Raw genomic sequence first — 13,385 nt, 5'->3', positions numbered from 1 at the left:
TTCCCGACAGGGCTGGGTAGAACCGGGCCGCGACGGGAACCGATGCGGCTAGATGCAGTTGCAAATGAGTTGCAATAAGGCTCGACTCCGGTATTGTGCCAGTATGGATGCCCGATCTCCCGAACTGACCCAAAACGCCGCCGGCTGGCGCACCGACGCGCCGACGATCAAGAGCCTGGCCGAGGTGAATGCCACCGTCGCAGTCCCAACGGCGGGGGTGTGGTGGCGCCGGCTGCTCGCCTTCGTCGGCCCGGGCTATCTGGTCTCGGTCGGCTACATGGACCCCGGCAATTGGGCGACCGATCTCGCCGGCGGATCGAAGTTTGGCTACACTCTGCTCTCGGTCATTCTGCTCTCGAATTTGATGGCGATCCTGTTGCAGGCGCTGGCAGCACGGCTCGGCATCGTCACCGACCGAGACCTCGCGCAGGCCTGCCGCGCGACCTATTCGCCTGCAACGAACTTCGTGCTCTGGCTCGCCTGCGAGGCGGCGATCATCGCCTGCGATCTCGCCGAGGTCATCGGCACCGCGATCGCGCTCAAGCTGTTGTTCGGCATTCCCCTGATTGGCGGCGCGCTGCTTGCTGCACTGGATGCCTTCCTGCTGCTGCTCCTGATGAACCGCGGCTTCCGCTTCCTCGAAGCTTTCGTGATGGCGCTGCTTGCGGTGATCGCGGTCTGCTTTGCGGTCCAGATCGTGGCCGCGGCGCCGCCGGTGGCGGACGTCGTGCACGGCTTCATGCCGAAGACCGAGATCGTCACCAATCCCGAGATGCTCTATATCGCGATCGGCATCATCGGCGCGACAGTGATGCCGCATAATCTCTATCTGCACTCATCGATCGTGCAGACGCGCGCCTATGAGCGCAACGACACCGGCCGGCGCGACGCGATCAAATGGGCGACGATGGACTCGACCATCGCGCTGATGCTGGCGCTGTTCATCAACGCGGCCATCCTCGTGGTCGCAGCCGCGACCTTCCACAAGAGCGGACACGCGGACGTCGCCGAGATCGGCCAGGCGTTCGAGCTGCTGTCGCCGCTGCTCGGCCTCGGCATCGCCTCGACGCTGTTCGCGATTGCGCTGCTCGCGTCGGGCCTGAACTCGACTGTCACGGCGACCCTTGCCGGCCAGATCGTGATGGAAGGCTTTCTCGATTTGCGCCTGCCGAGCTGGGCACGCCGCCTGCTGACGCGCGGCATCGCCATCGTGCCGGTGATCATCGTCACGGCGATCTATGGCGAGCGAGGCACCGCCGATCTGCTGGTGTTCAGCCAGGTCGTGCTGTCGATGCAGCTGCCCTTCGCAGTGATCCCGCTGGTCCGCTTCGTCTCCGACCGCCGCAAGATGGGCCAGTTCGCGATTCCGGTTTGGGTCGCCGCGATCGCATGGATCGTCGCGGGCGTGATCGTGGTTTTGAACGTAAAGCTGCTGGTGGATACGCTGTTCGGGTGAGGGCACCACAGCTGTCGTCGTCCGGCTTGACCGGACGACCCAGTATTCCAGAGACGATTGTTTTGAACCTTAGGCGCCCCGCCTTCGCGGGGCATGACGAGAGCACTAGTCCTGCGGCTCGGACGCGGCATCCCCCTGCGCGTCGATGCGCAGCCAGCCTGACGGTGCCAAGCGCTGCTGCGGCAGAAAACGGGCCTTGTAGTCCATCTTCTTCGAGCCCTCGATCCAGTAGCCGAGATAGACGTAGGGCAGGCCTTGCCGGCGGGCGCGGGCGATGTGGTCGAGGATCATGAAGGTCCCCATCGAGCGGCTGACCTGGCCCGGCTCGAAGAACGAATAGACCATCGACAGGCCGTCGCTGAGCACGTCGGTCAGCGCCACCGCGATCAGCTCTTCGCCGCGGCCGGTGATGCCGCTGTCGGGACCGCGCTTGCGGTACTCGATGATGCGGGTCTCGACATGGCTGTCCTCGACCATCATGGCGTAATCGAGCACGGTCATGTCGGCCATGCCGCCGTGGCGGTGGCGGGAGTCGAGATAGGCGCGGAACACCGAATATTGCTCGGAGGTCGGCACCGCGCTGCGCTGCTCGCCGATGATGTCGGAATTGCGCGCCATCACCTTGCGGAAGTTGCGGGAGGGGCGGAACTCGTTGGCGACCACCCGGACCGAGACGCAGGCGCGGCACTGGTCGCAGGCCGGCCGGTAGGCGATCGATTGGCTGCGGCGGAAGCCGCCGTGGGTCAGGAGGTCATTGAGGTCGCCGGCACGCTCACCCACGAGGTGCGTAAACACCTTGCGCTCATGCCGGCCCGGCAAATAGGGGCAGGGCGAGGGCGCCGTGAGGTAAAATTGGGGGGTGTCTCGCGAGTGCTGGGTCAAGGGACGTCGTGGGCCTCCGAACTGAGTATCAGCATCGCGCTACGAAAGCCCCCGGTCAATTGGTCTGCTCAGCAGGTCAGATCAGACAGCTTAGTCGGTCCTGGTTGATAGGTTCTTGATCAATAGGTTCTGGTGGCTTGAGGCACGGGCGCACGGACGGAGTTGTTGATCAGGACTGTTCCCAGCACGAAATCATGCAGTAGGCGCCGACGACCGTTGAACAGGCCGACCAGGACGACGAAGGGGGAAAGGAACGACACCGTCACCCAGAACAGCACGGCATGGGTAGCGCCGAGCACGAAATAGCCGGGTGCGCCGTACCAGGTGCGCAATTCGAGGTCCATCACCCGCATCCCGATCGTAGCCGACGAGGGACCGCCGATGCAGGCGCCGTAATAGACGATGGCCCAGACCACGGAGGCCGGCCAGGCGAGCCAGAACAAGGCCCAGCCGAGGCCGAGCGTCACTACGCCAAACACGGCGATGAAGAGGTAGCCGAGGATGACGGGAACGGAGATCACGACCATGTCGATCAGGAATGCGAACACCCGCCGCGTCGCCACGCCGCGGAACAGTTCCGGATGCAGATAGGGATCGTAAGCATGGGCCGCGCCGTCACTGCGCCAGGCGCCCGACTGGCCGCCTGAATTGCCCGAGTCCGAATACGACATGGTCCGTCCTCCCAGGGAAAACTCCCGTGGCAGGACATGGGAACATGTCATCCCCGTGCCAAGGGCGCGCTGGGATTAACAAGCCGAAATATTCCGGCGATTCGGGGGCGGGGGTCGGGCGGCGATGCTCGCGCCACATCCACAATGTCGTCCCGGCGCAGGCCGGGACCCATAACCCCAGGGAGGAGTTTGGCGAAGACTTACAGTGATTTCTTCATCGGTACGGCTACAGCGCGCCGTCGACAGATCACGCGGTATGGGTCCCGGCCTGCGCCGGGACGACGTTGGGGCCTACCCCTGCGCCCGCAGCTTCTCCGCCGCCTTCGGCGCAAAATAGCTGAGCACGCCGTCGGCGCCGGCGCGCTTGAAGGCGAGCAGGCTTTCCATCATCGCGCGCTCGCCGTCGAGCCAGCCGTTGTTGGCCGCAGCCGCGATCATCGCGTATTCGCCGGAGACCTGGTAGGCGAAGGTCGGCATCGCAAACGTGTCTTTCACGCGCCGGACCACGTCGAGATAGGGCATGCCGGGTTTCACCATCACCATGTCGGCGCCCTCGGCGATGTCGAGCTCGACTTCGCGCAGCGCCTCGTCGGTGTTGGCGCTGTCCATCTGATAGGTGCGCTTGTCGCCGGTCAGCGTCTTGGCCGAGCCGATGGCGTCGCGGAACGGGCCGTAGAAGGCTGAGGCGTATTTCGCCGCATAGGCCATGATCTGCACGTCGAGCAGTCCTGCATGGTCCAGCCCTTCGCGGATCGCGGCAACGCGGCCATCCATCATGTCGGAGGGGGCGATGATGTCGCAGCCGGCCTCGGCCTGAACCAGGGCCTGGCGCACCAGCACGGCGACCGTCTCATCGTTCAAGATCTTGCCGTCAGTGATCAGGCCGTCATGGCCATGGCTGGTGAAGGGATCGAGCGCGACATCGCAGAGTATGCCGAGATCGGGAAACTCCTTCTTGATTGCGCGCACGGCCTGGCAGACCAGATTGTTCGGGTTGGTGGCTTCCGAGCCCTCTTCGTCGCGCAGGGACGGGTCGGTGTAGGGAAACAGTGCGATGCAGGGAATCGTCAGCTTCATTGCGCGCTCGGCGTCGCGCACGGCCTGGTCGACGCTGAGGCGCTCGACGCCCGGCATCGAGGCGATCTGCTCGCGCTTGTTGTTGCCGTCGATCAGGAACAGCGGCCAGATCAAATCGTCGGTGGTCAGCACGTTCTCGCGCACCATGCGCCGGGCCCATTCGGCCTTGCGGTTGCGGCGCGGGCGGATGGTCAGATCGAGGGCAGGGGAGGCTCCCGCACCGGTCCCGCGCGCGACTTCGCGCAGTTCGATCGGACGTCCGTATTTGATCGCCATCACTCTTCCTCCGGCTGGAATTATTCTTATACCAGTTCGCGTGGTTCCCGTCACCGCGGCTTGATCTGCCGCAAAGGATGGCAGCCGATTGATTTTGTGGGGCGAAACAGCCAGAAGGGGGCCATGTCCGAGATCTCCAGCCGCGATGCGGCCCGCGACAGCGCCAATGCCAGGGACGCCGCCCGAGACAATGCCAGAGACAACGCAATGTCGGTGGCGGCGATCTCGTCGGAGCGCCCGGAGTCCGACGACAATGTCTGGACGCGCCGACTGGTGCTGTTCCTGCGGGTGATGGCGCTGCTGTCGATCCTCAAGGGCCTCTACCATTGGGCGCAGGTGACGGGCTTCGTCGGCGGCGAGGACGAGGCGTTCGAGAACCAGTCGATGGCCTGGCAGGCCTCGACCATCTATTTCGCCGTGATCGAGCTCGTGGCCGCGGTCGGCCTGTGGCTGGCAACGCCCTGGGGCGCGGTGGTTTGGCTCACCACCGTGGTATCGATGGCGGTGATCGAGTTGATGTTCCCGGGCATCTACGGCGGCAGCCTGGTCGTCGTCGCGGTGGAAGCCTTCATGCTCGCAGCCTATCTCGCGCTCGCCTGGATGGCCGCGCGCGAACGGCCGCCATAGTCGATGTTCAGCTTCGGGACACGAGACGTTTCACGCGCGCGTGGTTGACCACTCGTTGCGTAAAATTCGAGGTAACTTTTCATTGACCTAGCGCGATCCGCCACAGCTGTTACGCGCGCGTTTCGAAACGGGGCGCCGCTGTTCTGGAATGCGACAGAATGGGCGGACGGAGGGTGAACAGGACCTTGCCACGGTCAACAGAGGGTTGCGAAAAGTGCTTGTGGCACAGGCTTAATGCGCAATTCACTGTCTTAAATTCATGATCTCTTTATTCTCTTATTTAAGCCGATCTTCAAACGCCTCCCCTTAAGTTGCACCTATCAGACGGGACACAAGTTTCGTCGAATAAGTGTCGATAAAAACGACAACAGGGGAAGTGTCATGATGAAAGCCGTCGCAACTGCGGCAGATACCGCGGAACGCGTCTCCGGCCAGCAGGGCTCGGTGCAGACGCTCTATCTGGAAGCCTTGACTCTGGTGGAGCGGCTGCATCGCCGTCTCCTCGACGTGATCAAGGACGAGTTCGATCGTCGTGGTCGCGCCGACATCAATTCGGTGCAGGCGCTCCTGCTCTATAACATCGGCGACAAGGAGCTGACCGCGGGCGAGCTGCGCACGCGCGGTTACTATCTCGGCTCCAACGTCTCCTACAATCTGAAGAAGCTCGTCGAGCTCGGCTTCCTCGATCATCAGCGCTCGCGCGTTGATCGCCGCTCGGTGCGCATCCGCCTGACCCCGCAGGGCCAGGAAGTCCGCCGCATCGTCGACTCCCTCTACCAGAAGCACGTCAAGACCGTGGAACAGGTCGGCGGCATCTCGGGCGAGGAGTTCTCGACCCTGAACAAGTCGCTGCACCGCCTCGAGCGGTTCTGGACCGACCAGATCCTGTATCGGCTCTGAGTTTTTAAGAAGGACGAAGGCCAAGCCGGCCCAACAAGACCGGCGAGCCTCGCGAACGTGCCTCACTTCCCCAAGCGCATCGGTCGGGCTCTGCCCGGACCGGTGCGTTTTGTCATTTCGCGGTTGCGAAAAAAATGAGACGATCTGGCGGAACCAGTTCCCGGCCTCGCGGTTATGTCTCCGGATCGGAGGATGCGATGCTGATCGAACGCGGGTTGCAGGCTATGAACGTCGAGCTCGTGAGCGATGCCTACGCCATCGCCGCGAACTATCTTCGCCGCTCCGGCGCGATCCCTGACACGCTCGTCACAAATGAGCGCCTGCTCGAGATCATCATCAAGCTGCTCCAGCACGGTGAATTCAACAAGATCAGGCTGGCCAACAAGGCCATCACCAGGTTCGAGGCGCAAGCCGAGGTCCGAGCGGTTGCCTGATCAAAACTCCCAAAATCTCAGAGAACCAGAGGGTGCTATGGAAGCCGCTATCGACCGCATCATGCAAACCTATGATTTGCTCGCCAACCGTACGTCCGCGGCGAGCGCAGAGGCGCGGGCCAAGGTGACGAACTACCTGAACACCCTGATGGAAGCCGGCGAGAAAGACACCCACAGGTTGACGGTGTGCGGCTTGACCTATCTGCGCCAGCTGGACGGCACCGTGGACCCGGTCAAGGCGGGCTATACCGGGCTTTAGAACCGGGCGGCCGGCCACCATCGGCCGGCTCCACCCGGCATTAAGGTCCAAATCGGCCCTTCCTGGACAAGGCGAAACCGGACGGTTCGAGTGAACGCGCGGGTCGCCCGTATCCGTCAATCCCCACCATATCTTGCATAAATATCAGGCCTGACCCGCAACTACTTGGCCGGGGGCGGGTGATGTGGTAGATCGCGGTCGCCGCTCCGATCACCACACCAGACCCGCCCGTAGCCCGCCAAAAGGCTGCGGCGGTGGAGATATTCGCAAGATGACCTTCGCCAAAACCGCCTCCGCGCCCGATTCGTTTTTCACCGCTCCGCTCGACCAGGCCGACCCGGAAATCGCCGCCGCCATCAAGGGCGAGCTCGGCCGGCAGCGCCATGAGGTCGAGCTGATCGCCTCCGAGAACATCGTCAGCCGTGCCGTGCTGGAAGCACAGGGTTCGGTGATGACCAACAAATACGCGGAAGGTTATCCGGGCGCGCGCTACTACGGCGGTTGTGAGTGGGTCGACGTCGCCGAGAATCTCGCGATCGATCGCGCCAAGAAGCTGTTCGGCGCGAAGTTCGCCAACGTGCAGCCGAACTCCGGCAGCCAGATGAACCAGGCGGTGTTCTTGGCGCTGCTCCAGCCCGGCGACACCTTCATGGGTCTCGATCTTTCGGCCGGCGGCCATCTCACCCATGGCTCGCCTGTCAACATGAGCGGCAAATGGTTCAAGGCCGCGCACTACACCGTGCGCCGCGAGGACCAGCTCATCGACATGGATGCGGTGGCCAAACAGGCCGAGGAGGTCAAGCCGAAGCTGATCATCGCCGGCGGCTCGGCCTATTCGCGCGCCTGGGATTTCAAGCGCTTCCGCGAGATCGCGGATTCGGTCGGCGCGTATCTGCTGGTCGACATGGCGCACTTTGCCGGCCTCGTCGCCGGCGGCGTGCATGCCTCGCCCGTGCCGTATGCTCACGTCACCACCACGACGACGCACAAATCGCTGCGCGGCCCGCGCGGCGGCCTGATGCTGTGGAATGACGAGGCGCTGACCAAGAAGCTCAACTCGGCGATCTTCCCGGGGCTTCAGGGCGGCCCGCTGATGCATGTGATCGCGGCCAAGGCTGTCGCCTTCGGCGAGGCGCTGCGGCCGGACTTCAAAGTCTATGCGAAGAACGTCGTCGAGAACGCCAAGGCGCTCGCCGAGACGCTGAAGAGCCACGGGTTCGATATTGTCTCCGGCGGCACCGACAACCATCTGATGCTGGTCGACCTCCGGCCGAAGGGCCTGAAGGGCAACGCGTCGGAGAAGGCGCTGGTCCGCGCCGCCATCACCTGCAACAAGAACGGTATTCCGTTCGACCCCGAGTCGCCGTTCGTCACCTCGGGGATTCGGCTGGGCACGCCGGCTGCGACCACCCGCGGCTTCGGCGTTGCCGAATTCCAGCAGGTCGGCGGCATGATCGCCGAGGTCCTGAATGCGATCGCGCAGTCATCCGACGGCAAGGCGCCGCTGGTGGAAGCCGCGATCAAGGAACGGGTCAAGGCGCTCACAGACCGGTTCCCGATCTATCAGTAAGGTCCAAGTAAACTGGTAAGTGAACTGGTCAAGGTAAACGGATGCGCTGCCCGAACTGCAACAGTCTCGATACGCAGGTAAAGGACTCGCGTCCGACCGAGGACTCTTCCGTGATCCGCAGGCGGCGCGTGTGCGTCGCCTGCAATTTCCGCTTCACGACCTTCGAGCGCGTGCAGCTGCGCGAGCTCACTGTCATCAAGCGCAACGGCCGCCGTGTGCCGTTCGACCGCGACAAGCTGATGCGCTCGGTGTCGATCAGCTTGCGCAAGCGTCCGGTCGAACCGGAGCGCGTGGAGAAGATGGTGTCCACCATCGTGCGCGAGCTCGAGACCGGCGGCGAGGCCGAGATCTCCTCCGAGGTGATCGGCGAGACCGTGATGGAGCATCTGCGCACGCTCGACGACGTCGCCTATGTGCGCTTCGCGTCCGTCTATCGCAATTTCCGTGAGGCCAAGGACTTCGCCGATGTGCTCGGCGAGCTCTCCGGTGAGGAGGAAGCGCGGCTTGCAACGGTACGCAAATGATCTTCCGTATCCTGGAAGATCAATTTGCGCAGAAGGCCCGCGACTCTAAGGACGCCGATCGACGCTTCATGGAGCTTGCGCTGGCGTTGGGGAAGCGCGGGCAGGGGCGCACCTGGCCGAACCCGGCGGTGGGCGCCGTCATCGTCAAGGATGGGGTGATCATCGGTCGCGGCTGGACCAAGCCCGGCGGACGGCCGCATGCCGAGCCTGAAGCGCTGCGGCGCGCGGGCGAGGCGGCGCGCGGCGCCACGCTCTACGTCACGCTCGAGCCGTGCTCGCATTTCGGCAAGTCGCCGCCTTGCGCCGACGCGGTGATCGCGGCCGGCATCAAGCGGGTGGTGGCAGCGATCGAGGATCCCAATCCGGAAGTCGCCGGGCAGGGCCATGCGCGCTTGCGCGCGGCCGGTATCACGGTGGATGTCGGCCTGTGCGCGCCCGAGGCCGCATTCGACCATGCCGGGCATTTCCGCCGCATCCGTGACAAGCGCCCGCATGTGATCCTGAAGCTCGCGGTCTCGCCCGACGGCAAGATCGGCGCGGCCGGCGGCAAGCCCGTCGCGATCACCGGCGAAGCCGCGCGTAACCGCGTGCATCTGTTGCGCGCCTCGAGCGATGCCATTTTGGTCGGTATCGGAACGGTGCTGGCGGACGACCCGCTTCTCACCTGCCGCCTGCCGGGGATGGCGGCGCGCTCGCCGGTGCGCGTGGTGCTCGACCAGAGCCTGCGCATTGCGGCATCGAGCCGGCTCGTGCGTTCCGCGCGTGAGACGCCGCTCTGGGCGATCGGCTCGGAGCTTGCGGAGGCCGCGGCCGCGACGCGGCTTGGCGCTGCTGGCACGCATATCATCCGCGTACCGCCGGGGAGCGCCTCCGGGCTCGATCTTCCGGCCGTGCTGCATGCGCTGGCCGAGAAGGGCATCACGCGGTTGATGGTCGAGGGCGGCAGCCGTGTTGCGGCATCGTTCGTCGCCGCCGACCTCGTCGACGAGATCTGGCTGTTCCGCGGCGCGGAAGCGGTCGGCGCCGAAGGCGTCGATGCGCTCGATGCATTGCCCCTGTCGAAAATCACGCAGTCGCAGGCGTTCAAGGTTCATGCTAGCGAAACATTCGACAAGGATACTCTCACCATCTACGAGCGCGCCTAACATGTTCACCGGCATTGTCACCGATATCGGCGAGATCGTCAGCCTGACGCCTGTGGCGCAGGGGCAGCTGCATCGCCTGCGCATCGCCTGCCGCTATGATCAGACCACCATTGCTGATGGTGCCTCAATTGCCTGCAACGGCGTCTGCCTGACCGTCGTCGCCTCCGGCGTCCAAGGCAGCAAGGATTCCTCTCAGAAGACCTGGTTCGACGTCGATGCCGCCGCCGAGACGCTGGCGCTGACGACCGCGAAGCATTGGAAGGTCGGCACGAAACTCAACCTCGAGCGCGCGCTCAAGATCGGCGACGAGCTCGGCGGCCACATCGTCGCCGGCCATGCCGACGGGATCGCGACCATCGTCAGTCGCGAGGACCTGCCTGACATGGCGCGGTTCGAGCTCTCGACGACGCGAGAGCTTGCGCGCTTCATCGCCACCAAGGGCTCGATCACGCTCGACGGCGTGTCGCTGACGGTTAATACGGTGAAGGATGTAACCTTTTCGGTGCTAATCATCCCGCACACACTGACGGTCACGACGATCGGCGGCTGGAAAGCGGGGACCGAGATCAATATCGAGGTCGATTTGATGGCCCGCTATGCGGCGCGGCTGACGGAAATGAAGTGACGGCGTAGCCGTCATGCCGGGCTGGTTTCTCGCCCCGGAATGACGATCTCTCTGGCATTCGTGCTTGGCTTACCCCCTCGCTGCGACTACATAACGCCGACCTCTGTAAAACGGATTTGACTATGGCTGACGCGCGGCGCGCACCCCTAAAGGACCAGACCGACATTTCCGGCGCGCGCGCGCTGATTGTCGAGGCGCGGTTCTATGACGATCTCCAGGACGCGATGCTCGAAGGCGCGGTGGCCGAGCTGAAGGCCGCCGGCCTGACCCATGACGTCATCACGGTTCCCGGCGCGCTGGAGATTCCTGCGGCGATCGCCATCGCGGTCGACGCCGCGGCGGCCAGCGGCAAGCCTTATGATGCGGCGATCGCACTCGGCTGCGTGATCCGCGGCGACACCATCCATTTCGAGATCGTCTCGCAGGAGTCTTCGCGCGCGCTGATGGACCTCGCGGTCGCGCGAAAGCTGCCGCTCGGCAACGGCATCCTGACCGTCAACAATGAGGCGCAGGCCTGGGCGCGGGCGCGCGCCAGCGAGCTCAACAAGGGCGGCGATGCTGCACGCGCGGCGATTGCGATGCTGCGCATAAAACGACGGCTGGCGCGGGCTTGATCATGGTCGACAACAGCAAAAAGCCGCCGGCTGGCACTGAGAAGAAAGCGAACCGGCGCGGCGCGGCGCGGCTCGCGGCCGTGCAGGCGCTCTACCAGATGGATATCGGCGGCGCTGGCATCAACGACATCTTTGCCGAGTTCGAGAGCCATTGGCTCGGCAACGAGGTTGAGGGCGACACATATCTGCCGGCGGAAGCCGCCTTCTTCCGCGACGTCGTCTCCGGCGTTGTGCGCGACCAGAAGAAGCTCGATCCGCTGATCGACGAGGCGCTGTCGAAGGGCTGGCCGCTGAAGCGGATCGAGGCGATCCTGCGCGCGGTGCTGCGGGCAGGGGCCTACGAATTGGAGCACCGCAAGGACGTGCCCGGCCGCGTCGTCGTGTCCGAATATGTCGACGTCGCCAATGCCTTCGTCGATCGCGAGGAGACCGGCATGGTCAACGCCGTGCTCGACCAGATCGGCCGCCAGTTTCGCGGTGACGAGTTCGGGCGGGGGTAGTTACACATTCCGTTGTCATCACCCGCGAAAGCGGGTGATCCAGTACTCCGCGGCAGCGGTAATAAATATCCGGCGTCTCGGCGTACTGGATCGCCCGGTCAAGCCGGGCGATGACGCCGGTGGTTGGGGCTGACATCGATGACGACCTCACACAATCCCTCCGGCGAAGACTCCCTTATCGCGCGCTATTTCAAGCCGCTGGCGACTGACCCCGGCGCGTTGGGGCTGGTCGACGACGCCGCCGTCCTGAGCTCATCTGGCGAGGACATCGTCGTCACCACCGACGCCGTGGTCGAGGGCGTGCACTACCTTGCCACCGATCCTCCCGACACCATCGCGCGCAAGGCGCTGCGGGTGAACCTGTCCGATCTTGCCGCGAAGGGCGCGCGGCCGGCCGGCTTTGTGCTGACACTGGCGCTGCGCAGCAAGGAAGACGCCTGGCTCAGGCCGTTCGCGGACGCGCTCGGCGATGACGCGAAAACCTTCGCCTGTCCGCTGCTCGGCGGCGACACGGTGTCGACGCCGGGGCCGCAGATGATTTCGATCACCGCTTTCGGCCGTGTGCCGCGGGGGCGGATGGTCGGCCGCACCGGCGCAAAGCCGGGCGACCGCATCCTGGTGACGGGGACAATTGGTGACGCCGCCCTCGGCCTCGACGTGCTCACTGGCGGCGCGGTGGCCGCGGCGCTCGCACAGGATCGCGCGGCGCTGGACTACTTGGTCGGTCGCTATCGCGTTCCACAACCGCGCAACGCGCTGGCGGACGTGGTGCGAGATCACGCCAGCGCCGCGATGGACGTGTCCGATGGCCTGGCCGGAGACCTCGCAAAACTCTGCGCGGCTTCAGGCGTTAGTGCGGTGATCGAGGCGCACCACGTTCCGCTATCGCCGTCAGCCACCGCAGCGCTCGCGACCGCCGGCCTCGAAAAGCTCGTGTCCGGAGGAGACGATTACGAAGTGCTGTGTGCGGTTCCGGAGGCGCGCTGCGCCGAGTTCGCGCGGGAGGCGGAACGGGTGGGTATTGCCGTCACGACGATCGGCACCATCATTGCCGGCAGCGAGTCGCCGCGATGGGTGGACGCGCAAGGCAGCCAGATCGCGCTGCGGCGCTTGTCCTACAGTCATTTCTGATCCGCGGCGGGTCCCTCGGCTTTTGCGCCATTGCCGGGTAATATCGGCAATCGCAACTGACGGATTCGATTCGGATGACGGCGGCTTCAAGCGCGAGTGAGCTGCAACCTGTTCCCGGAAGGGAATGCGGAAGCTGCACGCTGTGCTGCAAGGTCTACAACGTTCCCGAGATCAATAAGGCCGCGGGCAAGTGGTGCGGGCAATGCAAGCCGGGCCGGGGCTGCAAGATTCACGACAACCTCCCGGACCAGTGTGCCGCCTTCAATTGCCTCTGGCGGACCGATGCGGCCATGCCGGCGCAGTGGAAGCCGGATCAGGCGAAGATGGTGGTCACCATCCAACCACTCACCCAGAACATCCAGGTCCAGGTTGATCCGGGCCTGCCGTCGGCCTGGAGCCGGCAGCCCTATCACGACCACCTGCGCCAGTGGTCGAAGAAGAACATGCCGAAAGGCATGTATGTCGTCGTTTTCGTCAATGAGCTGGCGACCCTCGTTTTGCCCGACCAGGATGTCCCGCTCGGCCCAGTGACCCCTGAACAGGTGATCACGGTGCGGACGGAGCCCGGTCCCGGCGGCGCTGTCTATGAGATCAAGGTCGCGACCACGCGAACGATGCCGGACGGTCAGACCATCGAGGTCGCGTCCACGTCTCGCCATCCCGTGAGATCGGCGGCCTAGGCGAGCGGTGTCCG

Annotated in this window: 16 protein-coding genes; 13 read left to right on the top strand and 3 right to left on the bottom strand. The window is 64.5% G+C overall.

Annotated elements, in window-relative coordinates:
* Positions 1-103: 103 nt before the first annotated feature.
* Complete coding sequence (locus UB31_RS21470) at positions 104-1,456, top strand: Nramp family divalent metal transporter (RefSeq protein ID WP_045012309.1); 1,353 nt, start codon at positions 104-106, stop codon at positions 1,454-1,456.
* Positions 1,457-1,561: 105 nt separating this feature from the next.
* Here UB31_RS21470 and UB31_RS21465 read toward each other — a convergent pair whose 3' ends face one another.
* The 3 genes from UB31_RS21465 to hemB form a co-directional block, all read right to left on the bottom strand.
* Positions 1,562-2,338, bottom strand: a complete 777-nt coding sequence (locus UB31_RS21465; protein WP_045007976.1) for an arginyltransferase — start codon at positions 2,336-2,338, stop codon at positions 1,562-1,564.
* A gap of 119 nt (positions 2,339-2,457) precedes the next feature.
* Positions 2,458-3,009 carry an RDD family protein gene (locus UB31_RS21460; protein WP_045012308.1) on the bottom strand — a complete coding sequence of 184 codons (552 nt, stop codon included), beginning with the start codon at positions 3,007-3,009 and terminating at the stop codon, positions 2,458-2,460.
* A gap of 291 nt (positions 3,010-3,300) precedes the next feature.
* Positions 3,301-4,362, bottom strand: coding sequence for a porphobilinogen synthase (gene hemB, locus UB31_RS21455; protein ID WP_045007974.1), 1,062 nt, complete (start codon positions 4,360-4,362; stop codon positions 3,301-3,303).
* Positions 4,363-4,485: 123 nt separating this feature from the next.
* Between hemB and UB31_RS21450 the strand changes: the two genes are divergently transcribed.
* The 12 genes from UB31_RS21450 (at position 4,486) to UB31_RS21395 (ending at position 13,371) form a co-directional block, all read left to right on the top strand.
* Positions 4,486-4,989 carry a DUF6163 family protein gene (locus UB31_RS21450; RefSeq protein ID WP_045007973.1) on the top strand — a complete coding sequence of 168 codons (504 nt, stop codon included), beginning with the start codon at positions 4,486-4,488 and terminating at the stop codon, positions 4,987-4,989.
* 381 nt (positions 4,990-5,370) lie between these two features.
* Entirely contained in the window at positions 5,371-5,889 is a 519-nt protein-coding gene (gene ldtR / locus UB31_RS21445; protein WP_007603420.1) for a transcriptional regulator LdtR, read from the top strand.
* Positions 5,890-6,086: 197 nt separating this feature from the next.
* On the top strand, positions 6,087-6,323 hold the full coding sequence (locus UB31_RS21440) for a hypothetical protein (protein ID WP_045007972.1): 237 nt from the start codon (positions 6,087-6,089) through the stop codon (positions 6,321-6,323).
* 37 nt (positions 6,324-6,360) lie between these two features.
* Positions 6,361-6,582, top strand: coding sequence for a hypothetical protein (locus UB31_RS21435; RefSeq protein ID WP_045007971.1), 222 nt, complete (start codon positions 6,361-6,363; stop codon positions 6,580-6,582).
* 271 nt (positions 6,583-6,853) lie between these two features.
* Positions 6,854-8,152 (top strand): serine hydroxymethyltransferase, encoded by a 1,299-nt coding sequence (gene glyA / locus UB31_RS21430; RefSeq protein ID WP_045012307.1) that lies wholly within the window; start codon positions 6,854-6,856, stop codon positions 8,150-8,152.
* A gap of 41 nt (positions 8,153-8,193) precedes the next feature.
* A complete protein-coding gene (nrdR, locus tag UB31_RS21425) occupies positions 8,194-8,676 on the top strand; it encodes a transcriptional regulator NrdR (RefSeq protein WP_045007969.1) in 483 nt (160 codons plus the stop codon).
* On the top strand, positions 8,673-9,821 hold the full coding sequence (ribD, locus tag UB31_RS21420) for a bifunctional diaminohydroxyphosphoribosylaminopyrimidine deaminase/5-amino-6-(5-phosphoribosylamino)uracil reductase RibD (RefSeq protein WP_045012306.1): 1,149 nt from the start codon (positions 8,673-8,675) through the stop codon (positions 9,819-9,821). The genes nrdR and ribD overlap by 4 nt, the downstream gene beginning before the upstream one ends.
* 1 nt (position 9,822) lies before the next feature.
* The gene (locus tag UB31_RS21415) at positions 9,823-10,446 is read left to right on the top strand and encodes a riboflavin synthase (RefSeq protein WP_045012305.1); all 624 of its coding nucleotides are present in this window, start codon (positions 9,823-9,825) and stop codon (positions 10,444-10,446) included.
* Positions 10,447-10,568: 122 nt separating this feature from the next.
* Complete coding sequence (ribH, locus tag UB31_RS21410) at positions 10,569-11,060, top strand: 6,7-dimethyl-8-ribityllumazine synthase (protein WP_045012304.1); 492 nt, start codon at positions 10,569-10,571, stop codon at positions 11,058-11,060.
* A 2-nt stretch (positions 11,061-11,062) separates the two neighbouring features.
* A complete protein-coding gene (gene nusB, locus UB31_RS21405) occupies positions 11,063-11,560 on the top strand; it encodes a transcription antitermination factor NusB (protein WP_045012303.1) in 498 nt (165 codons plus the stop codon).
* Positions 11,561-11,698: 138 nt separating this feature from the next.
* A complete protein-coding gene (thiL, locus tag UB31_RS21400) occupies positions 11,699-12,691 on the top strand; it encodes a thiamine-phosphate kinase (RefSeq protein ID WP_045012302.1) in 993 nt (330 codons plus the stop codon).
* Between the two features lie 74 nt (positions 12,692-12,765).
* Entirely contained in the window at positions 12,766-13,371 is a 606-nt protein-coding gene (locus UB31_RS21395) for a hypothetical protein (protein ID WP_045012301.1), read from the top strand.
* Positions 13,372-13,385: the final 14 nt, after the last annotated feature.

Origin of the sequence: Bradyrhizobium sp. LTSP849 (genome assembly GCF_000938255.1) — a bacterium.
Taxonomy (GTDB): Bacteria; Pseudomonadota; Alphaproteobacteria; order Rhizobiales; family Xanthobacteraceae; genus Bradyrhizobium.
Note: the sequence above shows the minus strand (reverse complement) of the source record. Positions and strands in the feature narration are given on the sequence as shown.